The sequence below is a fragment of the Actinacidiphila epipremni genome, assembly GCF_012034175.1.
Classification (GTDB): Bacteria; Actinomycetota; Actinomycetes; order Streptomycetales; family Streptomycetaceae; genus Actinacidiphila; species Actinacidiphila epipremni.
In genome coordinates, this window is record NZ_JAATEJ010000003.1 from 281,061 (window position 1) to 302,122 (window position 21,062).

20 protein-coding genes and 1 tRNA gene are annotated in these 21,062 nt (G+C 73.6%); 9 read left to right on the top strand and 12 right to left on the bottom strand.

What is annotated here, in order from left to right:
- Positions 1-16: 16 nt before the first annotated feature.
- From HCN08_RS06400 to HCN08_RS06410, 3 genes are all read right to left on the bottom strand, one after another.
- The gene (locus HCN08_RS06400; protein ID WP_206318423.1) at positions 17-1,591 is read right to left on the bottom strand and encodes a Stp1/IreP family PP2C-type Ser/Thr phosphatase; all 1,575 of its coding nucleotides are present in this window, start codon (positions 1,589-1,591) and stop codon (positions 17-19) included.
- 87 nt (positions 1,592-1,678) lie between these two features.
- Positions 1,679-2,200, bottom strand: a complete 522-nt coding sequence (locus tag HCN08_RS06405; protein WP_167981885.1) for an FHA domain-containing protein FhaB/FipA — start codon at positions 2,198-2,200, stop codon at positions 1,679-1,681.
- 10 nt (positions 2,201-2,210) lie between these two features.
- Positions 2,211-3,131, bottom strand: coding sequence for an FhaA domain-containing protein (locus HCN08_RS06410; RefSeq protein ID WP_167981886.1), 921 nt, complete (start codon positions 3,129-3,131; stop codon positions 2,211-2,213).
- A 398-nt stretch (positions 3,132-3,529) separates the two neighbouring features.
- On the opposite strand from HCN08_RS06410, the gene HCN08_RS06415 reads away from it, so the two are divergent.
- Positions 3,530-3,616 (top strand) — tRNA-Leu (locus HCN08_RS06415).
- A 101-nt stretch (positions 3,617-3,717) separates the two neighbouring features.
- Here the strand turns inward: HCN08_RS06415 and HCN08_RS06420 are convergent.
- The gene (locus HCN08_RS06420) at positions 3,718-4,263 is read right to left on the bottom strand and encodes a hypothetical protein (RefSeq protein ID WP_167981887.1); all 546 of its coding nucleotides are present in this window, start codon (positions 4,261-4,263) and stop codon (positions 3,718-3,720) included.
- Positions 4,264-4,428: 165 nt separating this feature from the next.
- Between HCN08_RS06420 and HCN08_RS06425 the strand changes: the two genes are divergently transcribed.
- Both HCN08_RS06425 and HCN08_RS06430 read left to right on the top strand, forming a co-directional pair.
- The gene (locus tag HCN08_RS06425) at positions 4,429-4,959 is read left to right on the top strand and encodes a PadR family transcriptional regulator (RefSeq protein ID WP_167981888.1); all 531 of its coding nucleotides are present in this window, start codon (positions 4,429-4,431) and stop codon (positions 4,957-4,959) included.
- A 195-nt stretch (positions 4,960-5,154) separates the two neighbouring features.
- A complete protein-coding gene (locus HCN08_RS06430; protein ID WP_167981889.1) occupies positions 5,155-5,730 on the top strand; it encodes a TerD family protein in 576 nt (191 codons plus the stop codon).
- 137 nt (positions 5,731-5,867) lie between these two features.
- Here HCN08_RS06430 and HCN08_RS06435 read toward each other — a convergent pair whose 3' ends face one another.
- Together HCN08_RS06435 and HCN08_RS06440 are read right to left on the bottom strand one after the other, a co-directional pair.
- Complete coding sequence (locus HCN08_RS06435) at positions 5,868-6,302, bottom strand: MarR family winged helix-turn-helix transcriptional regulator (protein WP_167981890.1); 435 nt, start codon at positions 6,300-6,302, stop codon at positions 5,868-5,870.
- Positions 6,303-6,402: 100 nt separating this feature from the next.
- Positions 6,403-9,186, bottom strand: a complete 2,784-nt coding sequence (locus HCN08_RS06440; RefSeq protein WP_240969808.1) for a SpoIIE family protein phosphatase — start codon at positions 9,184-9,186, stop codon at positions 6,403-6,405.
- 162 nt (positions 9,187-9,348) lie between these two features.
- Between HCN08_RS06440 and HCN08_RS06445 the strand changes: the two genes are divergently transcribed.
- From HCN08_RS06445 to HCN08_RS06455, 3 genes are all read left to right on the top strand, one after another.
- Positions 9,349-10,920, top strand: coding sequence for a DUF2252 domain-containing protein (locus HCN08_RS06445; RefSeq protein WP_167981891.1), 1,572 nt, complete (start codon positions 9,349-9,351; stop codon positions 10,918-10,920).
- An 84-nt stretch (positions 10,921-11,004) separates the two neighbouring features.
- Positions 11,005-11,832 carry a J domain-containing protein gene (locus tag HCN08_RS06450; RefSeq protein WP_167981892.1) on the top strand — a complete coding sequence of 276 codons (828 nt, stop codon included), beginning with the start codon at positions 11,005-11,007 and terminating at the stop codon, positions 11,830-11,832.
- A 125-nt stretch (positions 11,833-11,957) separates the two neighbouring features.
- Complete coding sequence (locus tag HCN08_RS06455; protein WP_167981893.1) at positions 11,958-12,290, top strand: rhodanese-like domain-containing protein; 333 nt, start codon at positions 11,958-11,960, stop codon at positions 12,288-12,290.
- Positions 12,291-12,353: 63 nt separating this feature from the next.
- Here HCN08_RS06455 and HCN08_RS06460 read toward each other — a convergent pair whose 3' ends face one another.
- Genes HCN08_RS06460 through paaA form a run of 5 tightly spaced genes read right to left on the bottom strand, consistent with a single transcriptional unit; the run spans position 12,354 to position 15,968 of the window.
- The gene (locus HCN08_RS06460) at positions 12,354-13,415 is read right to left on the bottom strand and encodes a 2Fe-2S iron-sulfur cluster-binding protein (RefSeq protein ID WP_167981894.1); all 1,062 of its coding nucleotides are present in this window, start codon (positions 13,413-13,415) and stop codon (positions 12,354-12,356) included.
- Positions 13,416-13,958 (bottom strand): 1,2-phenylacetyl-CoA epoxidase subunit PaaD, encoded by a 543-nt coding sequence (gene paaD, locus HCN08_RS06465; protein WP_167981895.1) that lies wholly within the window; start codon positions 13,956-13,958, stop codon positions 13,416-13,418.
- The gene (gene paaC, locus HCN08_RS06470) at positions 13,952-14,653 is read right to left on the bottom strand and encodes a 1,2-phenylacetyl-CoA epoxidase subunit PaaC (RefSeq protein ID WP_167981896.1); all 702 of its coding nucleotides are present in this window, start codon (positions 14,651-14,653) and stop codon (positions 13,952-13,954) included. Before paaC ends, paaD begins: the two co-directional genes overlap by 7 nt.
- Entirely contained in the window at positions 14,650-14,955 is a 306-nt protein-coding gene (gene paaB, locus HCN08_RS06475; RefSeq protein WP_167981897.1) for a 1,2-phenylacetyl-CoA epoxidase subunit PaaB, read from the bottom strand. The genes paaC and paaB overlap by 4 nt, the downstream gene beginning before the upstream one ends.
- Positions 14,952-15,968: a 1,2-phenylacetyl-CoA epoxidase subunit PaaA gene (gene paaA, locus HCN08_RS06480; RefSeq protein WP_206318424.1), complete on the bottom strand. Its 1,017-nt coding sequence runs from the start codon at positions 15,966-15,968 to the stop codon at positions 14,952-14,954. Before paaA ends, paaB begins: the two co-directional genes overlap by 4 nt.
- Positions 15,969-16,189: 221 nt before the next feature.
- Here paaA and HCN08_RS06485 point away from each other — a divergent pair, with 221 nt between their 5' ends.
- From HCN08_RS06485 to HCN08_RS06495, 3 genes are all read left to right on the top strand, one after another.
- The gene (locus HCN08_RS06485; protein WP_167981898.1) at positions 16,190-16,855 is read left to right on the top strand and encodes a DUF5819 family protein; all 666 of its coding nucleotides are present in this window, start codon (positions 16,190-16,192) and stop codon (positions 16,853-16,855) included.
- The gene (locus tag HCN08_RS06490; RefSeq protein WP_407648688.1) at positions 16,852-18,213 is read left to right on the top strand and encodes an HTTM domain-containing protein; all 1,362 of its coding nucleotides are present in this window, start codon (positions 16,852-16,854) and stop codon (positions 18,211-18,213) included. The genes HCN08_RS06485 and HCN08_RS06490 overlap by 4 nt, the downstream gene beginning before the upstream one ends.
- Positions 18,214-18,312: 99 nt before the next feature.
- A complete protein-coding gene (locus HCN08_RS06495) occupies positions 18,313-19,122 on the top strand; it encodes a TrmH family RNA methyltransferase (RefSeq protein WP_167981899.1) in 810 nt (269 codons plus the stop codon).
- A 39-nt stretch (positions 19,123-19,161) separates the two neighbouring features.
- Here HCN08_RS06495 and paaN read toward each other — a convergent pair whose 3' ends face one another.
- Positions 19,162-20,844: a phenylacetic acid degradation protein PaaN gene (paaN, locus tag HCN08_RS06500; RefSeq protein WP_167981900.1), complete on the bottom strand. Its 1,683-nt coding sequence runs from the start codon at positions 20,842-20,844 to the stop codon at positions 19,162-19,164.
- Positions 20,845-21,062: the final 218 nt, after the last annotated feature.

Here is a 21,062-nt window from a genome sequence, read left to right on the forward strand (position 1 = left end):
CCGAGCCCTCCTGGTGTTACTGCTGGCCCGAAGTGCAGTTCGGGGCCAGCTTCTGCTCGTCGGGCGTCAGGTCCGGCGTCTGGGCCGGGGTCGGGGTGGTCGTGGTCTTCTTCGGCGCGGTGGTGGGGCTGGTCGTCGGCGAGGTCGTGGGGGTGCCCTTCTGGCCGGCCAGCGGGGCGCCGGCCGCGCCGCCGGAGCCGTTGACCGTGTCCTCGGCCTTCTTGGCGGCCTCCGCGGCCTTGGCCGCCTGGTCGGTGGTGGTGCGGAAGGTCTCGACCTTCTTGCAGACCGCGGCCTGCTTGGCCAGCTCGTCGGCCTTGTCGTCGGCCTGGCCGAGGCTGCTGAGCGCGATGGTGTCGCGCACCTGGTCGCGCTGGTAGGCCGGCAGGTACTTCAGTTCGATGTCGGAGCGGTCCTTGTGGAGCTTCGACAGCTGGATCCAGGCCAGCTTCTGGTCGATGCCCTGGTAGACCGCGACATGGTCGCCCTTGGCGCCGACGTAATACTGCGTCTGCGCCCAGGCGTACACCCCGTACAGGCCGCCGCCGGCGACCACGGCGAGCACGACCACACCGATCACCGTGCGCTTGACCCATTTGCGGTTCTTGCGGGGCTTGTCGAGGTCGTCCTGGTGCTCGCCGAAGGAGCCGAGTGCGGCGCCGCCGGCGGCTGCGGCCACCGGGCCGCCGCTGCCGGGCGGTCCGAACGCACCGGCCGGGCCCGGCTGCTGGGGTGCGCGGCCGAGCTCGGCGGCCCGGCCGGCCGGGGTCTGCAGGTGCCGGGCGTCGCTGAGCGGCAGCTGGGTGTCGGCGACCGCGCCGACGACCACGGGGGTGTCGTTGAGGTGGCCGGCCAGGGTGTCGCCGTCGTCGGTGTCGAGCACGTCGGCGACGATGCAGGTGATGTTGTCGGGGCCGCCGCCGCGCAGGGCGAGCTGGATCAGCTCCTGGACCGTGTCGTGCGGCGGCTGGTAGCCGGCCAGGGTGTCTTCCAGCGTCTGGTGGCTGACCACGCCGGACAGGCCGTCGGAGCAGATCAGATAGCGGTCGCCGACCCGCACCTCGCGGATCGACAGGTCCGGCTCGACGCGCTCACCGCTGCCCAGCGCCCGCATCAGCAGCGAGCGCTGCGGATGGGTGGTGGCCTCCTCCTCGGTGATCCGCCCCTCGTCGACCAGCCGCTGCACCCACGTGTGGTCCTGGGTGATCTGGGTCAGCACACCGTCGCGCAGCAGATACGCGCGGGAGTCGCCGACGTGCACCAGGCCGAGCCGCTGGCCCGTCCACAGCAGGGCGGTCAGCGTGGTGCCCATGCCTTCGAGCTGCGGGTCCTCCTGGACCATCTGGAGCAGCTGGTCGTTGGCGCGCTGCACCGCCGAGCCGAGCGAGGTCAGGATGTCGGAACCGGGAATGTCGTCGTCGAGCGAGACAATGGTGGAGATCACCTCGGACGAGGCGACCTCACCGGCGGCCTGGCCGCCCATGCCGTCGGCGATCGCGAGCAGACGGGGGCCGGCGTAGCCGGAGTCCTCGTTCCCCTCGCGGATCATGCCCTTGTGCGAACCGGCGGCGAAACGCAGGCTCAGAGACATGCGCACCTCCCCCGTCGGCTCCGGGTACATCCGCACGCTGCCCACCCTCTCGCTCGCGCGTCGTGGCTCCGCTCGCCCATTGTGCGACTACTTCCGCAGCTCGATGACGGTCTTGCCGATGCGGATCGGCGCACCCAGCGGGACCGGCGTGGGCGTGGTGAGCCGGTTCCGGTCGAGATAGGTGCCGTTGGTGGATCCCAGGTCCTCGACGATCCACTGGCCGTCGCGGTCCGGGTAGATCCTGGCATGCCGGCTGGACGCGTAGTCGTCGTCGAGGACGATGGTCGAGTCGTGCGCCCGGCCGAGCGTGATGGTCTGGCCCTGGAGGGCCACCGTCGTGCCGGCCAGCGACCCCTCGGCGACCACCAGCTTGGTGGGCGCGCCGCGGCGCTGCCGGCTGCTCTGCGCCGGTTGCTGCTGGCCGCGCCGGTCCTGCGCGGCCTGCTGGCGCTGCTGCGGGGGCCGCGCGGCGGCGTCCCGGCGGCCCGCTCGCTGGGTCACCCGGGTCCCGAAGAGGTCGCTGCGGATGACCTGCACCGCGACGATCACGAACAGCCACAGAACGGCGAGGAAACCCAACCGCATGACCGTCAGGGTCAGCTCTGACATTGGCCCCGCTTCACCCTTCGGCTTGCCGGTAGACGATGGTGGTGCTCCCCACGACAATGCGGGAGCCGTCGCGGAGCGTAGCGCGCTGGGTGTGCTGCCCGTCCACCACAATGCCGTTTGTCGACCCGAGGTCCTGCACGAGCGAGGGCATGCCGACCCGGATCTCGCAGTGTTTGCGCGATACGCCCGGGTCGTCCACCCGCACGTCGGCCTCGGTGGAGCGGCCGAGGACGAGGGTCTGCTTGGAGATCTGGTGCCGGACCCCGTTGATCTCGATCCAGCGCCGCAGCGACGCGCCGGGTGCCCCGGGCGGCAGCGCGGTGCCGGGCAGCCGGGTGACCGCCGCGGGCGGCCGGGCTCCGGCGGGCGGCGGGGCCGCGGGCATCGGCGGCGGGCCGGCCGGGCGCTGCGGGCCGGCGCCGTGCGGGACGGGCTGCCCGCCGGCCGGCGGGTAACCCGCGTGCGGCTGCGGATAGCCCTGCGGGGCCTGCGCGTAGGGCGCCTGGTAGCCCTGCTGCTGCCCCTGCGGGAACTGCGGCTGCTGGTGCTGCGACTCGCTGGACGCCAGGGTGCGGCTGCGCACCCGGTAGAGCCCGGTGTCGAGGTCGGCGGCCCGCTCCAGGTGCACCTTGATGGTGCCCATGAAGGTGTAGCGCTGCTGCTTGGCGTAGTCCCTGACCATGCCGGCCAGTTCGTCGCCCAGCTGGATCGCGTACGGGCTCAGCCGCTCGAAGTCGGGGGTGCTCAACTCCACGATGAAGTCGTTGGGGACGACCGTGCGGTCCCGGTTCCAGATCGTGGCGTTGTTGTCGCACTCGCGCTGCAGTGCGCCGGCGATCTCGACGGGCTGCACCTCGCTCTTGAACACCTTGGCGAAGGTGCCGTTCACCAGGCCTTCGAGCCGCTGCTCAAAGCGCTTCATCACTCCCACGGGGCACCTCCCTCCTCGGGCCTTCCTCCGAGTCGAATCCGATACTGCTTACTGATCGTATCCACGCTCGGGAAAAACCAGTGGTTCCCCGGACGCGCTGGACAGAGGCAGTGTCAACCCTCACACGCCCGCACTTCCCCTTGCCCCGCCACAGCGATGGTAGGTCCGGCTCCGTGCCCAGTCCCCCCAGTGTCCCGCACCACCGCGTACCCCCGTGCCGTCTCCCCGCAACCTGTCACTTCCCTCCCTCCGCCCCGTTCACCCCCGGTCCGGCCGGGGCCAAACGGATGTGATTCCACCCCATGGCCCGTGCTAATCTTCTGCATGTCGGAAGGCGCTCCACCTCACCCGGACCGAACAGTCCACCGGATGTGTGAGCATCGAACGACAGCACCCATGCGCGGGTGGCGGAATAGGCAGACGCGCTGGATTCAGGTTCCAGTGCCCGAAAGGGCGTGGGGGTTCAACTCCCCCCTCGCGCACCATGTGAGGCCCCCGTTCCGGAGAGATCCGGGGCGGGGGTTTTCGCGTGCCCGGACGGGGTTGCCGGGCCGGAGGCGTCCGACCCGGCGTACAGGTCGGGGCGTCAGGCCAGGCGGGCGCGGACGCGCTCGGGGTAGCGGGCGGTGAAGACCGCGGGGACGGCGAAGCCGGCTATCTGGAGCGGGACGGACACCGCGGAGCCGAGGTGGGCGGCGCTCGCCCCCGCAAGGAGCGCGGCGGTGACGGTGAAGGCGGCGGCCCACGCGGTGGTCAGCACCACGTTGACCCGCAGGAACACCGGGTTCTCCCACAGCTCGGGCGGGGTCTGGCGGCGGGCTATGCCCAGGGTGAAGGGGCGGTGCAGCGCCAGCCCGGCCCAGGCGGTCAGTGCGAGCCAGCCGAGGGAGAGCGCGCCGGTGTAGTGCTGCACGGGGCTGTCGCCGCGGGCGAAGGAGAAGGCGGTCAGCGCGGCGAACCAGACGACCGTGCTGTGCTCCAGGATCAGCGCCTGCGCGGCGACGCCCGCCCTGCGGTCCTGCACCACCCGGTGCAGCCCCAGCAGCAGGCCGGCCAGCGCACCCCACTGCCAGCCGGCCGGCGAGACGGCGGCGAAGGCGATCCACGGGACGAAGCCGCGCAGGTAGTTCATCTTTCCCCCTCGGTAGAGGCCCGGGCGCGGTCGGACGCGAGTACGAGTGCGGATGCGCCACGGGCCGTCGGTGTGTCCGGCGTGCTGCCGTATTCCAACTCTGACATGTCGAGAGTGGAAGGTCAAGGGTTGACCTGTCGAGACTGGAAGGTACGATGATGTGCCATGAGCCTTCGCCACGCGGTTCTCGGACTGCTCGCCGATCGCACGGCCAGCGGCTACGACCTGATGAAGCTGTTCGACTCCTCGCTCGCCAACGTCTGGCCGGCCACGCAGAGCCAGGTCTACGGCGAGCTGGGCAAGCTCGCCGGCGCCGGCCTGCTGGAGGTGGCGGCCGAGGGCCCGCGCGGCCGTAAGGAATACGCCATCACCGAGTCGGGCCTGGCCGAGCTGCGCAGCTGGCTGATCGACACCCGGCCGGACCGCACCCGGCGCAGCGAGACGCTGCTGCGGGTCTTCTTCCTCGGCGTCCTCTCCCGGGTCGAGGCGATCACCTACCTCAGCCTGGAGGCGGACCGCGCCGCCGCCGAGCACGAGGAGCTGGAAGGGCTCGAAGCGTCGGTGGACTGGGGCGACGACCAGATCTCCGTCTACGGCCGGCTCGCCCTCGCCTACGGCCTGCGGCTGACCGCCATGCAGCAGGAGTGGGCCGAGTGGGCCCGCGGCCAGGTCGCCGCCCGCCTCCCGGCCGACTGACGCGGGGCCCCGGCCCGTGAGGACCCCGGCCCGTAAGGACCCCGGGACCGGCTCATGGGGGACCCCGGCGGCACGCCGGGTGCGGATAGCTGGCAGGGTGCGGGGAACCGGGGCACTGTGGTGTCCGTTGGACCCATTGGGCAAAGGAATCGTCAAGTGGCGCGGCCCGCGCCGGAATGAGCAGGGAGATCCATCATGGGTGTCAGCCTTTCCAAAGGCGGCAATGTCTCACTGACGAAGGAGGCCCCCGGACTCACGGCGGTCACCGTCGGCCTGGGCTGGGACGTCCGTACGACCACCGGCACGGACTTTGACCTCGACGCGAGCGCGCTGCTGCTCGACGCCTCCGGCAAGGTCGTGTCCGACAAGCACTTCGTCTTCTTCAACAACCTCAAGAGCCCCGACGGCTCGGTCGAGCACACCGGCGACAACCTCACCGGTGAGGGCGAGGGCGACGACGAGGCGATCAACGTCAACCTGGCCGCCGTCCCCGCCGAGGTCGACAAGATCGTCTTCCCGGTCTCGATCTACGACGGCGAGACGCGCCAGCAGAGCTTCGGCCAGGTGCGCAACGCCTTCATCCGGGTCGTCAACCAGGCCGGCGGCACGGAGATCGCCCGCTACGACCTGACCGAGGACGCCTCGACCGAGACCGCCATGGTCTTCGGCGAGCTGTACCGCAACGGCGCGGAGTGGAAGTTCCGCGCGGTCGGCCAGGGGTACGCCTCCGGCCTGCGCGGCATCGCGCAGGACTTCGGCGTCAACCTCTGACGTACGCCGACCTCTGACGTACGCCCGTTTTCTGACGTACGCCGACCCCTGACGTAGCAGCGGACGCCCGGCGTAGGCACCCGCCGACGTACCACGAGCCCCGCCGCGCCGCCCGTGCACCGGGCGGCGGGCGGGGCTCACGGGTGTGCGGCGGCGTCCGCGTTGTAGCGGACCAGGTAGGAGGCGAAGCGCGCGAGGTCCTCGGGGTCCCAGTCGGCGAGCCGGGCCTGGATCGACTCCTGGCGGCTGGAGCGGGCCGAGGCGAGGATCTCCTCGCCGCCGGGCGCCAGGTGCAGCAGCTGCACCCGGTGGTCGCTCTCGTCCACCCGGCGCTCGATGAAGCCCATCTTCTCCAGCGCCGCGACCTGGCGGCTCACGGTGGACTTGTCGAGCATGTAGTGCGCGGCGAGATCGGTGGCCCGGCAGCCCTGCCGCTCCTCCAGGTGGGACAGGATCGTGTACGACACGAGCGACAGCTCAGGGTGCATACGCGCCGCGGTGGCCCGGGCGCGGCGGGCGAACGCGGTCAGTTCACGCTGGACGACGTCGAGCGACGACTCCCGTGCGGCCATGGCGGCGACTCCTCACACCGGTCCCGCGGGCGGCCGGCGGCCCGGCCGGTGCGGCACGGCGACCTCCCTGCGTGCACTTGTGTTGTAGAGTGCAACGATATCAGCTGGGCAGCTTGAGTTCGAACCACACGACCTTGCCGACCGCCTTGCGGCTGGTCCCCCAGCGCCGCGACATGTGCGACACCAGCGCGAGCCCGCGCCCCTTGGTGTCGTCGGCGTCCGCGCGCTGCAACTGCGGCAGGTTGTGGTTGTCGTCGCTGACCTCGACCAGCAGCTTGCCGACCCGCATCAGCCGCAGCTCCACCTCGTACGAAGCGGCCCGGATCGCGTTCGTGACCAGCTCGCTGACCAGCAGCTCCGCGGTGTCGGCGAGCCGGTCCAGGCCCCACGCGGCGAGCTGCCGCCGGGTCAGCTCGCGGGCCCGCGCCACCTCGCACTGGTCCACCCGCAGCGCCCACTGCACCACGTCCTGCGGGGCGATGCCCTCGAACTTCGCGACCAGCAGGGCCACGTCGTCGCGCCGGTCCTCCGAGTGCACCCGGCCCAGGATCTGCGCGCACACGTCCTCGGGCGTCTGCTGCGGCTCGATCACATGCGCGCACAGTGCCGCGAGCCCGGCGTCTATGCCCTGGCCGCGCACTTCCACCAGGCCGTCCGTGCACAGCACCAGCCAGCTGCCGTCCGGCACCGGGATCTCGACGGTCTCGAACGGCACCCCGCCCACCCCGATCGGCGCGCCGCCCGGGATCTGCAGCAGCTCGCTGCGCCCGTCGTGGCCGGCCAGCACCGGCGGGATGTGCCCGGCGTTGGCGAGCGCCAGGGTGCGGTTGATCGGGTCGTAGACGGCGTAGACGCAGGTGGCCAGGTGGTCGGTGCCCAGCCGGTGGGCGAGGTTGTCCAGGTGCCGCAGCAGCTGGGCGGGCGGCAGGTCCAGCGCCGCCATGGTGATGACCGCGGTACGGAACTGGCCCATCGCCGCCGCGGCCTGGAGCCCGTGGCCCATCACGTCGCCGACGATCAGCGCGACCCTGCCGCCCGGCAACTGGATCGCGTCGAACCAGTCGCCGCCGACCTGCGCCTGCCGGTCGCCGGGCATGTAGTGGTGGGCGATCCGCACACCGGGGATACGGGGCGGGCGGGTCGGCATCATCGAGCGCTGGAGGGTGGCCGCGGCCCGGGACTCCAGGCGGTGCAGCCGCGCGTTGTCGAGGTGGACGGCGCCGCGGGCGGCGACCTCGGCGGCGGTCGCGGCGTCCCGGGCGTCGAAGGGGCGGCGCCCGGGGCCGCGCACGAAGCACACCCGGCCGAGCACGGTGCCGCGGGCGGTGAGCGGCGCGAGTATCAGCGAGTGGCCCGCCAGCAGCCCGCCGAGCGTCGGTACGCCCAGGTCGGCGGCGATGTCGGCCGCGAGCGAGGGGTCGACGACGGGGACGTGGACCGGTTCGCCGAGCCGGGGCCGCGCGTCCTGCGCCGGCAGCGTCAGCAGCTCGCCCTCCGGCAGCGCCGTCTCCCAGCCCGGCATGACGCCCTCGGTGCGCGCGTGCGCCAGCGCCACGCGGCGCACCACGACCGAGTCGGAGGCGCGGTCGTCCTTGAGCGGCTCGGTGTCGGAGAAGAGCTGGTCCACGACGAGGACCGAGGCCAGGTCGGCGAACCGCGGCACGGTGACCTGGCACAGCTCACGGGCGGTCAGATGCAGGTCGAGGGTGGAGCCGACGACCGAGCCGGTCTCGCGCAGCAGCGACAGCTGCTCGTCCAGGGCGCTGCCCGGCAGATCACCGCGGGGTCCCGGGGGCGGTCCGGGGCGGGGGCCGGCGGCGGGCAGCGGGCGCCCGGGGCGCCCGGGGCGTACGGGGGCGTCGGGGCGGGGCAGGGGCGGCGCGGCGAAAGTCACCGGGTCGGCGGGGCTCGCGGCGGACAGTGGCGGGACGGCGGGGCCCGCGGTGGACGGGGGCGGGACGGCGGTGAGGGCCGAGGCGCTCGAACGGTCCGCGCTGTGGGAGGCCGCGCCATTGCGCGGCGTGCTCATCGCGGGGGTCGCGGTGGCCGGGCCGGGGCGGGGTCCGGGCAGCAGCTCGCGGCGGGCGCCGCGGTCGGCGCGGGCGGCGGCGGCGACCTGGGCGTAATCCTGCGGTGTGACCGGGAGCCTGACGTTGCCCTCGACCTCGATCGCGGGGTGGCCGAGCGGGGCGATCTGCCGGACGATGCGGTCCAGCCGGCCGGGGCTGACGCCGGGCAGTACCGTGCCGAGCCGGGCGGTCAGCGCGTGCCCCCGCGCGGGGTCGGGCGGCGGGCTGAGCACGGCGGCGACGGCGATGTCCTGCCGCTGCGGGCCCTCCGCGGTGTACGGCAGCAGCCGGCCGCCGAGCGCGATCCGCAGCCCGCCGGTGCGCAGCGGCCTGCCGTGCGTGGCGATGGCGAGCAGGCTGCGCCCGCCGGGCTCGGCGATCCGGTACGTCCACCACAGCACGTCCTTGACGGTGCCGTCCCGGTCGGCCGCGGCGAGCGCGCCGGCCCAGGCGGAGGTGGTCAGGTCGTCGAGGATGTCGAGGGTGTCCTGCCGCGCGCTGCCCGAGGCCGCCAGCGGCGCCCCGGTGGCGGTCCTGGTGGGGGTGAGCAGCCCGGCGGCCCGGTGGCCGAAGACATGCTCCCAGCGGTGGCCGAAGAGCTCCTCCGCGCCGCGGTTCCAGTACGAGATCCGTCCGTCGGGGTCGACGCACAGCACCGCGAGGCGCAGCAGTGCGGTCAGGCCGCGGCCGTCGGGGCCCGGCACGGTCGGCCGGCCGCCGGGCGCTGCGCCTTCGACGGGCGGTTCTTGGGGTGTGGGACGTTCCGTGTGATCATCTGCGTCGGTGGCTGCGCGCTGCCGGGTGATGTCGTCCAACGTCGTGCACCTGCGGTTCGCCGCTGAATAGAGTCCTCGGGGTTCCTGGGTTCAAGGCAAGCACGAATCGTGCGGCGGGGGCGACCGAATAGCCGGATTAACCCCCGCAGTGGGGTACATGACGGGATGTCCGCTGACGCGGGCGAACGGGGGGAGTGTCGGATGAACGCACGCGTGCCGCACGTGACGGGTTTCGCGCACTGGCCGCACGAGCGGTCGGCGAAGCAGCAGGGCAAGGCGCTGCGGGAGCGGGTGCCGCGCGGGGCCTTCGGCCGGCCCGAGCTGTGGACGTGGCGGGACCGGGCCGGGCGGGATGCGGCGGCGAGCGTGGCGGCGGGTGCGGGTGCGGGGGCGAGTACGGGTGCGGCGGCGGGTGCGGGTGCGGGTGCAGGGGCGGCTGGTGTGGCGGTCACTGCGGCGATCGGCAGGGCGGGTGCGGCCGGCGTGGTGGCCGGTGTCGTGGCCGGGGCCGATGCGCCGACCGCGGCCGTCGCCGCCGTCGAGGAGTCCAACGCCGGCCGGATACCGGAACTCGTCCCGCTGCGGGTCGGGCGGATGGCGGCGAGCCCGTTCGCCTTCCTGCGCGGCTCGGCGGGGCTGATGGCCGCCGACCTCGCCGACCGCCCGGTCACCGGCATCGCCGCCCAGATCTGCGGCGACGCGCACGCGGCGAACTTCGGCCTCTACGGCGACGCCCGCGGCGGCCTGGTCATGGACATCAACGACTTCGACGAGACGGTGCGCGGCCCCTGGGAGTGGGACGTGCTGCGGCTGGCGACGTCCCTGGTGCTGGCCGGCCGGGAGGCGGGCGCCGCCGAGGACGTGTGCCGGGCGGCGGCGTACGACGCGGTCGGCGCGTACCGGCGGACCATGCGGCTGCTGGCGAAGCTCCCGGTGCACGAGGCGTGGAACGCCATCGCCGACGAGCGGCTCGTCGCGCACGCCGACGCCCACGACCTCGCCGGCACGCTGGAGCAGGTGTCGGCGAAGGCCCGCCGCAACACCAGCGCGAAGTTCGCGGCGCGCTCGACGGTGGCCGGGGAGGGCGGCGCCCGGCGCTTCACCGACGCCCCGCCCGTACTGCGGCGGATCCCGGACGCCGAGGCCGCCGCGGTCGCCGCCGGGCTCGACGGCTACCTGCGCACGGTCGGCGAGGACCGGCTGCCGCTGCTGGGGCGGTACGCCGTGCACGACGTCGCCTTCCGGGTCGTCGGCACCGGCAGCGTCGGCACCCGGTCGTACGTGGTGCTGCTGCTGGACCACCTGGGGGAGCCGCTGGTGCTCCAGGTCAAGGAGGCCCGCCCGTCGGCGCTGCTGCCTTACGTCGCCAAGGCCGGCTTCCCCGCCGAGGCCGCGCAGCACGAGGGGCGGCGGGTGGTGCTGGGGCAGAAGCGCATGCAGGTCGTCAGCGACATCCTGCTCGGCTGGACGGACGTGGACGGGGTGCCGTACCAGGTGCGGCAGTTCAGGAACCGCAAGGGCAGCGTGGACCCGGCGACGCTGCCGCCGGGGCTGCTGGACGACTACGGGCGGATGACCGGCGCGCTGCTGGCCCGCGCGCACGCGCACACCGCGGACCCGCGGGTGGTGGCCGGCTACTGCGGCAAGAACGAGGAGCTGGACGAGGCGGTCGCGGCCTTCGCGGTGGCCTACGCCGACCGTACCGAGGCCGATCACGCGGACCTCCTGGCGGCGATCGGCTCGGGCCGGCTCGCGGCGGAGTCCGAGGGCTGAGCCGCCGCGGCCCCGGACCTCCCACCGGGTGCGGCGATCTTGCCGTCCGGCGTGTTCATCCGGAGCAGGGCCTAGGCTGTCCGGGTGAACACCTTCGGAACCGAGTCCGCCGCCGTGCCCGGTGCCGCCGCCGTGTCCGTACCCGGGGGACAGGAACGGCTGGCGAAGGCGGTGCGTGCGGCCGAGCAGGCGCTGATCGAGTTCGAGATCGCGGTGGAGACCTACCGGGTCGAGGTGGAGAACTTCTCCCGGCTGCACCACCAGCGGCTCGGCCCCATGTACGCACGCCTCGACGAACTGGACGCGCTCATCGCCGAGGCCGTCGCCGCGCACAGCGGCGACCGCGCCGACATCGAGCGGGCGTGGGAGGCCCGGGCGCTGGTCATGCCGATGCCGGGCGTCGAGGAGCTCTTCGGCGGGCTGCTCGGCTCGGACGGGGTGCGCCCGGTCGAGGACCCCAACCCGCCGCGCCGGGTCCGGCCCGGCAAGGAGGCGCAGCGGCTCTACCGCGAGCTGGTCCGCAAGGCCCACCCCGACCTCGCGCAGGACGACGAGGGGGAGAAGGAGCGGCGCAGCGCCTTCATCGCCCGGGTCAACGAGGCGTACGCCTACGCCGACGAGGACGCGCTGCACGCGCTGGCCGCCGAGTGGGAGGCCGGCCCCGTGCCGCTGGCGGACCTGCCGGGCGAGGCCGAGGTGCTCTACGGCCGGCTGGAGTGGCTGGCCGAGCGCAAGGAGAAGCTGTCGGCGCTGGCCGCCGAGCTGGGCGAGAGCGCGATCGGCCAGATGATGCGGCTCGCCCCGGAGGACCCGGACGCGCTGCTCAACGAGATCGCCGAGCAGCTGCTCACCCAGGTCGCGCAGCGCGAGGCGAGGCTTGCCGAACTCGTCCGGGACCCCGCGGGCGGCTGAGGTAGCTTTGCGGGAGCGCGTCGTACGCGGCTTCCGCGTGCGGTGCGAGTGAGCGGCGCCGCCGGCGTGCGGACCGCGTCGCCCGTCTTCCCGACTTCCCCGTGCCGTCCAGGAGGCCCACCCCGATGTTCCGTTCCCAGCTGCCCTCGGTGGACGCCGGCTCCGTACCGGCCGACGCGGTCCTGCTCGACGTACGCGAGGACGACGAGTGGGCGGCCGGTCACGCCGAGGGCGCGGTGCACATCCCGATGGGCGAGGTCGTCGCCCGGATCGACGAGGTGCCCGACGGCTCCCCGGTTCACGTCCTGTGCCGCGTCGGCGGGCGCTCCGCGCAGGTCACCCAGTACCTGATCGCGCAGGGCCGGCACGCCGTCAACGTCAACGGCGGCATGCTCGACTGGGAGGCCGCCGGCCGCCCGGTCGTCACCGGCGACGGCTCCGAGGGCTTCGTCCTCTGAGCCACCGCCGCCCGCCCGCCGCCGGCCCGCGGTCCTGGCCGCGGGCGCGGTCCGCGGGCGCGGTCAGGCGTCGAAGTCGACCTCGACCTCCGGGGTGAGCGGGTGCGACTGGCAGGCCAGCACATACCCCGCCTCCGTCTCCTCCGGCTCCAGCGCGTAGTTGCGGTCCATCCGCACCTCGCCCGTCACCAGCCGGGCCCGGCACGTCCCGCACACCCCGCCCTTGCAAGCGAAGGGCGCGTCGGAGCGGTTGCGCAGCACGGTCTCCAGCACCGTCTCGCCGGCGGCCGAGCGCCAGCTGCCGGCCCGGCCGTCCAGCCTCGCCCGTACCGTCCCGCCGCCGGCCGTCGCGGCCGGCGCGGGCGCGCGCCCGGGCGCCTCGTCCACATGGAAGATCTCCTGGTGGACGCGCGAGCGCGGTACGCCGAGGTCGCGCAGCGCCCGCTCGGCGGCGCCGACCAGCCCCAGCGGCCCGCACAGATACCAGCCGTCGACCTCCGCGACCGGCAGCAGCGCGGGGAGCAGCGCCCGCAGCCGCCCGGCGTCCAGCCGCCCGGACGGCAGGCCCGTTTGCTGCTCCTCCCGGGACAGCGCCGGCACCAGCTGGAACCGGTCGGGCCAGCGGTCCTTCAGCTCGGCCACCTCGTCGAGGAACATCGTGGACGCGGCGGTGCGGTCGCTGCGGATCAGGCAGCACGTCGCGGCGGGCTCGCGCGCCAGCAGCGTCGCCAGCTGCGACAGCACCGGGGTGATGCCGCTGCCGCCGACGATCGCGGCGAACCGCCCCGGCCGCGGCTCCAGCACGAACCTCCCGGCCGGTGTCATCACGTCCAGCACATCCCCCGCGGCCAGCTCCTTGAGGGCGTACGTGGAGAACTCCCCCGCCTCGACCAGCCGCACCCCCACCCGCAGCCGCCGCGGCCCGGGACCGGAGGCGGCCGGGACCGGGTCGCACAGCGAGTAGGTGCGGCGGATCTCGGCGCCGTCCACCCGGCGGCGGATCGCTATGTGCTGGCCGGGCGCGTAGCGGTACGCGCCGCGCAACTCCTCGGGGACGTCGAAGGCGATGGTCACCGCGTCGTCGGTGAGCGGGCTGACCTCCGCGACCCGCAGCGGATGGAACATTCACACCTCCTTGAAGTGGTCGAACGGCTCGCCGCACGACTCGCAGCGGCGCAGCGCCTTGCACGCGGTGGACGAGAACCGGCTCAGCAGCACCGTCCGCGTGGAGCCGCAGTGCGGGCAGCGCACCGCCAGGTCCACCCCGACCGGCGCCGGGCGCCTCCCGGCGGTCGCCCCGCCGGCCCTGCCCGCGGCGCCGGCCGCGCCCGCACCGGGGCGCGGCGGCGCGACCCCGTGCTCGGCGAGCTTGCGGCGCCCTTCGGGGCTGATCGCGTCGGTCGTCCAGGCCGGCGCGAGCACCGTGCGCACCGCGACCTCGGACATGCCCTGCTCGGCCAGCACCCGGGTGATGTCGGCGGCCATCGCCTCCAGCGCGGGGCAGCCCGTCCAGGTGGGCGTCAGCTCCACCTCCACCCGGCCCGGGCCGGTGACCTCTATGCGGCGCAGTACCCCCAGCTCGGCCAGCGATATCACCGGCAGCTCCGGGTCCGGCACCTCGCCGACGAGCCGCAGCAGCTCCTCCTCCAGCGCGCTCCCGGTCACCATGACGCCCCCGGGTGCGCGCGGTGCAGATACTGCATCTCGGCCAGCATCCGCCCGAACGGCTCGGTGTGGACGCCCTGCCGGCCCGCCCCGGCCGACCACGCCGTACGGTCGGCGCCCTCCGGTATCTCCAGGGTGGCCCGGCCCAGCACACCGGCGATCCGCTCGCGCCATGGGGCGTGCAGCGCGGGCAGCTCCACCGCCAGGCCCTCCAGCGGCTCGAACAGCTCGCCGGTGAAGCGCCACAGCGTGCCGAGGGCGCGCTGCATCCGGCGATGGCTCTCCTCCGTGCCGTCGCCGAGCCGCAGCGTCCACTGCTCGGCGTGGTCGCGGTGGTAGGCCACCTCCTTGACCGCCTTGCCGGCCAGCGGCGCCAGTTCGCTCCCGCCCTCGGCGAGGGCCCCGTACAGCAGCTCCTGGTAGACGGAGAAGTACAGCTGCCGGGCGATGGTGTCGGCGAAGTCGCCGTTGGGCTGCTCCACCAGCTGCACGTTGCGGAACTCGTGGGCCTCGCGGCGGAAGGCCAGTTCGTCCTCGTCACCGGTCAGCGACAGCAGGGTGCGGGCCTGGCCGAGCAGGTCCAGGGCGATGTTGGTGAGGGCGACGTCCTCCTCCAGCACCGGCGCGTTCCCGGCCCACTCCCCCAGGCGCTGGGCCAGCACGAGCGCGTCGTCGCCGAGCGCCAGGGCGGCGTTCACAGGTGCTTCACCCCTTCCGGGATCGCGTAGAAGGTCGGATGGCGGTACGCCTTGTCGGCGGCGGGCTCGAAGAACGGGTCCTTCTCGTCGGGGGAGGAGGCGGTGACCGCGGCGGACGGCACCACCCAGATCGACACGCCCTCGGCCCGCCGGGTGTACAGATCCCGCGCGTTGCGCAGGGCCATCTCGGCGTCGGGCGCGTGCAGGCTGCCCGCGTGGGTGTGGCTGAGCCCGCGCCGGCTGCGGACGAAGACCTCCCACAGCGGCCAGCCGCCGCCCTCCTGCCGCTGCCCCTCGCTCATGCGCCCGCCTCCTGATCCGCTCCGTGGCCGGCCGCCCGGCCTGCTTCCCGCTGCTTGGCGGCGTAGGCGACCGCGGCCTGCCTGACCCATGCCCCGCTCTCGTGCGCGGCCCTGCGGCGCTCCAGCCGCTCCCGGTTGCACGGCCCGTTCCCCCGCAGCACCTCGCGGAACTCCGCCCAGTCGATGGGCCCGTGGTCGTAGCCCCCGCGCTCCTCGTTCCACCGCAGGTCCGGGTCGGGCAGGGTGAGGCCCAGGATCTCCGCCTGCGGGACGCATATGTCCACGAAGCGCCGCCGCAGCTCGTCGTTGGAGTGCCGCTTGATACGCCAGGCCATCGACTGCGCGGAGTGCGCCGACTCGTCGTCGGGCGGGCCGAACATCATCAGCGAGGGCCACCACCACCGGTTCACCGCGTCCTGCGCCATCGCGTGCTGCTCCGGGGTGCCGCGGCTGAGGGCGAGCAGCAGTTCGTAGCCCTGGCGCTGGTGGAAGGACTCCTCCTTGCAGATCCGCACCATGGCCCGCGCGTAGGGACCGTAGGAGCAGCGGCACAGCGGCACCTGGTTGGTGATCGCGGCGCCGTCCACCAGCCAGCCGATCGCGCCGACGTCGGCCCAGGTCAGCGTCGGGTAGTTGAAGATGGACGAATAGCGCTGGCGGCCCGCGTGCAGCTTGTCCAGCAGGTCGTCCCGGCTGACGCCCAGGGTCTCGGTGGCGCTGTAGAGATAGAGGCCGTGGCCGGCTTCGTCCTGGACCTTGGCCATCAGGATCGCCTTGCGCCGCAGCGACGGCGCCCGGGTGATCCAGTTGGCCTCCGGCTGCATGCCGATGATCTCCGAATGGGCGTGCTGGGCCATCTGGCGGACGAGGGTGTCCCGGTAGGCGTCCGGCATCCAGTCCCGCGGCTCGATCCTGACCTCGTCGGCCACCGCCGCGTCGAAGGCAGCCGCGAGGGCGTGCGGATCCGCCGTCGCGTGCCCGTCTGCCTGGGCCGTTGTCACCGTCGTCGTCATGCGGACCCCTCCTTCGCCCGAGTGCGTGACCGATCGCTTCCCGAACCGACCGACCGATCGTTCGGTACATCCATGGTCGGTGGCTCGTCGTGTGGGTGTCAAGGCATTCCGTCACCTGTGGATAACTCGGTAAGGTCACCGCCGGACCTCGGGATGGGTAGCGTGCTGCCCCGGCGCGCCGCCCGGTGCGGACAGCGGGAGAGCGGGAGAGCGGAGAGACGATGCAGTCAGCGGAGGGGCCCCCGCCCCAGGTGGCGACGTTGTCGCTGCCCGCCCGAATAGCAGTCGCGGTGACCGTCGGTGCCGTCGCCGTGGGAGCGCTCCTACACCTCGGGATGGTGTTCCTGCACGTCGCGCCCTCGAACACGCTCAGCACCCAGCACGCCACGGCGGTCAGGGAGTACATCTATCCGGAGTTCGAGCAGAACTGGAAGCTGTTCGCGCCCGACCCCGTCCAGCAGAACAATCATGTGCAGGCGCGTGCCGAGGTCCGCAAGCCGGACGGGACCACCCAGACCACCGGATGGGTCGACCTCACCGCGGCGGACGTCGCGGACATGCGGCACAACCCCATCCCCAGCCACAGCGACCAGAACGAGCTGCGGCGCGCGTGGAGCTACTACACCGACACGCACAACGACCAGAACCAGCCGACCGCGGGCAGCGGCAGCGACCTGAGCGACGCCTACCTGCGCAACATCGTCGCCGCCCGGCTCGGCACCGAGCTGAACGGCGGCACGGTCGTCCGCATCCAGGCCAGGGCCGCGGTCACCCCGGTCGCCCGGCCCAGCTGGAGCGGCCAGACGGTCGACACCACCACCACGTACCGCGAACTGCCCTGGTGGACCCTCCCCGCGGCACCGGCCGGTCAGGAGAACGCGTCGTGAGCGAGCCCCGCACCCCCGCCGGCCACGCCGAGGACGACGGCCCGGTCCCCTCGCCCTTCGCCGGGCTCGGCCTCGCGGTCGACCGCGGCATCGCGCGCGGCCTGACCCGGATCACCGGCGCGGCCCTCGGCCCGTACCAGACCGCGATCGTCCGGATCGGCTTCGCGCTGACCTGGCTGCTCTTCCTGCTGCGGGAATTCCCGCACCGCGACGAGCTCTACGGCCCCGACAGCCCCTGGAGCCTGGACCTCGCCAAGCAGCTGGTCGCCGGCAACCACGCCTTCACCGCGCTGCTGTGGAACGACAGCCGCGGCTGGTTCGAGCTGGTCTACGCGGTCGCCATCGTCAGCAGCGCCATGCTGCTGGTCGGGTGGCGCACCAGGACCGCGTCGGTGCTCTTCATGATCGGCGTGCTCTCGCTGCAGAACCGCAGCGTCTTCATGGGTGACGGCGGCGACAACGTCGTCCACCTCATGGCCATCTACCTGGTCTTCACCCGCTGCGGCCAGGTCTGGTCGGTGGACCGCGCGCTCGCGGACCGCGCCGCGGCCAAGGCCCAGCCGGCGAGTGAGGCCGCGGCCAGGAACGAGGCCGAGGACGAGACCGGCTCCGCGGGCAGGCCCTCCTCGCGGCTCCTCGGCGCCGACCCGGTCGGCATCGCCCTGTGGGTGGTGCTCGCCGTCGCCCTGGTGCTCGCCACGGCGGCGGGCAAGCTCAGCACCGAGTGGAAGATCGCCCTGTGGGCGGGCCTGCTGCTCCAGGCGCTGTGGTGGGCGGTGCGGCGCTACGCACCCGGCGAGCCGCGCTCCGTGCTCGACATCATGGCCAACGTCGTCCACAACGGCGCCATGCTGGTCGTCGTCGTCGAGGTGTGCCTGATCTACTCCACGGCCGGCTGGTACAAGATCCAGGGCAGCAAGTGGGAGGACGGCACCGCCCTCTACTACCCGCTCCACCTGGACGACTTCACCCCCTGGCCGTCGCTGTCGCACGCGCTCGCGGGCAATTCGCTGATGGTGATGCTGATCAGCTACGGCACCGTCATCGTGCAGGTCGCCTTCCCCTTCACCCTGTTCAACCGGCGGGTGAAGAACGTGCTGCTGGCGGCGATGATGCTGGAGCACGCGTCCATCGCGGTCGTCCTCGGGCTGCCCTTCTTCTCGCTCGCGATGATCGCCGCGGACGCCGTCTTCCTGCCCACCGGCTTCCTGCGCTGGCTCGGCCAGCAGGTCGCCCGCCCGCTGAAGAGCCGCACCGGGCCGCGGCCCGCCGTCGCGATCCCGGGCAGCAGGTCCGCGGACGCCGAGGCGCCCGCGGAGGGCCCGCCGCCGGGCGAGCCGGTGAGCGACCCGATCTGACGGGCGCGCCCGCCCCCGCAAGGACCCGGCTCCCCCCGCCCCGGTCCGGCCCGCACCGGCCGGCCGGGGCGGCGCCGTCGCCGGCCGTAGGCTGACGGCATGAGCGACGAGCAGGCCGTATCCGTATCCCGGCAGGACGCGGAGCGGTCCGCCGTACGGCGGTGGCACGACCACGCGGCCGGCGCCGTCCTGCTCGACGGCTTCCACGCCCTCAAGCACGCGCTGCGCTTCGGCGCCGACGTCCCCGTCGCGGTCAGCAGCGACAAGGCCGCCCTGCTGCGGCTCGCCGCCGACCTCGCGCCGGACCTGGCCGCCACCCTCGCGCACCGGGTCACCGAGATCCCCGCCGCCGAACTGCGCGGCCTGGTCACCCGCGTCCACCCCACCGCCGTGGCCGCCCTCGCCGCCCCGCCCGACCCCGGCGCCCTGGCCGCGGTACTGAACACGCTGCCCCGGCAGGCGCCCGTCGTCGTCCTCGACCAGCCGCGCAACCTCGGCAACGTCGGCGCCGTGGTCCGGCTCGCCGCCGGCTTCGGCGTCACCGGCGTCGTGACCACCGGGGACCTCGACCCCTGGCACCCCAACGCCGTACGCTCCGGCGCCGGGCTGCACTACGCGACGGCGGTGGCCCGCACCGGCCCGGAAGGACTGCCGCCCGGCCCGCTGTACGTCCTCGACCCGGACGGCGACGACATCCGCGCCACCGAGCTGCCGGACGACGCCCTCGTCGTCTTCGGCTCGGAGCGGCACGGTGTCTCCGCCGAGCTGCGGGCCCGCGCCACCGCGCTGGTGTCGCTGCCGATGCGCGCCCAGGTCTCCAGCTACAACCTCGCCACCAGCGTCGGCATGGCGCTCTACCACTGGGCCGCCACCTCGCGCTCCCCGCTCGTCCCGGGCCGCCGCCCCTGACCAGGAGGCGGGGCCCCGTGCCGTACGGCCGGCCCCGCGTCAGGCGGGCCTGCGCACCTCCACCGTCCGGAAGCGGCCGGCGACGAAGGCCGCGTCGCACAGCGCGGCGTTGGCCGCCGGGTTGCCCCCCGAGCCGTGGAAGTCGGAGAAGGCGGCCGTCTGGTTCACGTACACCCCGCCGGTCAGGTTGAGCGACAGCTGGGCGCACTCCTCCCAGCACACCTCCTCCAACTGCCGCTCGACCTCGGGCGACGTCGTGTACCCGCCCACCGTCATGGCGCCGTGGTCGCGGATCGTACGGCGCAGCAGCCGCAGCGCCTCCGCGGTGGAATCCACCGCCACGGCGAAGGCGACCGGCCCGAAGCACTCCGCCATGAACACCTCCTCGGTGTCCGGCTTCGCCGCGTCCAGCCGCACCAGCGCGGGCGTGCGGACCACCGCGCCGGGGAAGTCGGGGTGGGCGACCTCACGGGAGGCCAGCGCGACCTCGCCCATGCCGGAGGCCGCCTCCAGCCGCGCCCTGACGTCCGGATTGACCAGCGCGCCCAGCAGCGCGTTGGCCCTCGTGTCGTCACCGAGCAGCCGCTCCACGGCGGCGGCGAGGTCGGCGACCACCTCGTCGTACGCCCGCGGGCCCGCCTCGGTGTCGATGCCCTGGCGGGGGATCAGCAGATTCTGCGGGGTGGTGCACATCTGGCCGCTGTAGAGCGACAGGGAGAAGGCCAGGTTGGAGAGCATGCCGCGGTAGTCGTCGGTGGAGTCGATCACCACCGTGTTGACGCCCGCCTTCTCGGTGTAGACCTGCGCCTGGCGGGCGTTGGCTTCCAGCCAGTCGCCGAACGCGGTCGAGCCGGTGTAGTCGACGATGCGGACCTCGGGGCGTACCGCCAGCGTCTTGGCCAGGCCCTCGCCGGGGCGGTCCGCGGCCAGGCACACCAGGTCGGGGGAGAAGCCCGCCTCGGACAGCACGTCCCGCGCGGCCGAGACGGTGATCGCGAGCGGCAGGACGGCCTGCGGGTGCGGCTTGACCAGCACCGCGTTCCCGGTCGCCAGCGAGGCGAACAGGCCCGGGTAGCCGTTCCACGTCGGGAAGGTGTTGCAGCCGATCACCAGGCCGATGCCGCGCGGCACCGCGGTGAAGGACTTGCGCAGCTCCAGCGGATCCCGCTTGCCCTGCGGCTTGACCCATGCGGCGGTCTGCGGGGCGCGCACCTGCTCGGCGTACGCGTACGCCACCGCTTCGAGGCCGCGGTCCTGCGCGTGCGGGCCGCCGGCCTGGAAGGCCATCGTGAACGCCTGGCCCGAGGTGTGCATCACCGCATGCGCCACCTCGTGGGTGCGGGCGTTGATCCGGGCCAGGATCTCCAGGCACACCAGCGCCCGCGTCAGCGGTCCCGCCTCCCGCCAGGCGGGCATGGCCGCGCGCATGGCCGGCAGCAGCACGTCCGGATCCGGGTGCGGATAGCGCACGCCGAGCTCCATCCCGTACGGCGAGCGCTCGCCGCCGGTCCACTCGTCCGTCCCCGGCTGCTCGGCGGCGAAGAGGAAGGGGTGGCCGAGCAGCGCCTCGAAGGCCGCCTTGCCCTCCTCCGCGTCCGCGTACGCCTTCGGGTGCTCGGGGTAGGGCGACCAGTAACCGCGCGTCCTGATGGTGTCCAGCGCCGTGTCGAGGGTGGCGCGATGGCGGTCGGCCAGGGACTGGGGGGTGAGACCGGCGGACAATGGGACCAACTCCTCGTCGAGCTGGGCGGAATGGAGTCAACACCGCTAGATTAACCGAATGGTCGGTCGGGACAAGGGTGAAAAACCCGGCCTGTGGAAAACTCACCCGGGCGACCCCGGAGACCCCGGGCCCGCACACCGGACCCCGGAGACCGGCCCCGCAGGCCAGGTCCCGGAGACCCGGTTCCGCCGGGACGGCAAGTCAGCAGCGAAAGGGT

What these genes read in the sequence shown, in the direction of transcription:
- HCN08_RS06400 (WP_206318423.1), bottom strand. Translation starts at nt 1,591, where the DNA reads ATGTCTCTGAGCCTGCGTTTCGCCGCCGGTTCGCACAAGGGCATGATC.
- HCN08_RS06405 (WP_167981885.1), bottom strand. Translation starts at nt 2,200, where the DNA reads ATGTCAGAGCTGACCCTGACGGTCATGCGGTTGGGTTTCCTCGCCGTT.
- HCN08_RS06420 (WP_167981887.1), bottom strand. Translation starts at nt 4,263, where the DNA reads ATGAACTACCTGCGCGGCTTCGTCCCGTGGATCGCCTTCGCCGCCGTC.
- HCN08_RS06425 (WP_167981888.1), top strand. Translation starts at nt 4,429, where the DNA reads ATGAGCCTTCGCCACGCGGTTCTCGGACTGCTCGCCGATCGCACGGCC.
- HCN08_RS06430 (WP_167981889.1), top strand. Translation starts at nt 5,155, where the DNA reads ATGGGTGTCAGCCTTTCCAAAGGCGGCAATGTCTCACTGACGAAGGAG.
- HCN08_RS06435 (WP_167981890.1), bottom strand. Translation starts at nt 6,302, where the DNA reads ATGGCCGCACGGGAGTCGTCGCTCGACGTCGTCCAGCGTGAACTGACC.
- HCN08_RS06445 (WP_167981891.1), top strand. Translation starts at nt 9,349, where the DNA reads ATGAACGCACGCGTGCCGCACGTGACGGGTTTCGCGCACTGGCCGCAC.
- HCN08_RS06455 (WP_167981893.1), top strand. Translation starts at nt 11,958, where the DNA reads ATGTTCCGTTCCCAGCTGCCCTCGGTGGACGCCGGCTCCGTACCGGCC.
- HCN08_RS06460 (WP_167981894.1), bottom strand. Translation starts at nt 13,415, where the DNA reads ATGTTCCATCCGCTGCGGGTCGCGGAGGTCAGCCCGCTCACCGACGAC.
- paaD (WP_167981895.1), bottom strand. Translation starts at nt 13,958, where the DNA reads ATGGTGACCGGGAGCGCGCTGGAGGAGGAGCTGCTGCGGCTCGTCGGC.
- paaB (WP_167981897.1), bottom strand. Translation starts at nt 14,955, where the DNA reads ATGAGCGAGGGGCAGCGGCAGGAGGGCGGCGGCTGGCCGCTGTGGGAG.
- paaA (WP_206318424.1), bottom strand. Translation starts at nt 15,968, where the DNA reads ATGACGACGACGGTGACAACGGCCCAGGCAGACGGGCACGCGACGGCG.
- HCN08_RS06485 (WP_167981898.1), top strand. Translation starts at nt 16,190, where the DNA reads ATGCAGTCAGCGGAGGGGCCCCCGCCCCAGGTGGCGACGTTGTCGCTG.
- HCN08_RS06495 (WP_167981899.1), top strand. Translation starts at nt 18,313, where the DNA reads ATGAGCGACGAGCAGGCCGTATCCGTATCCCGGCAGGACGCGGAGCGG.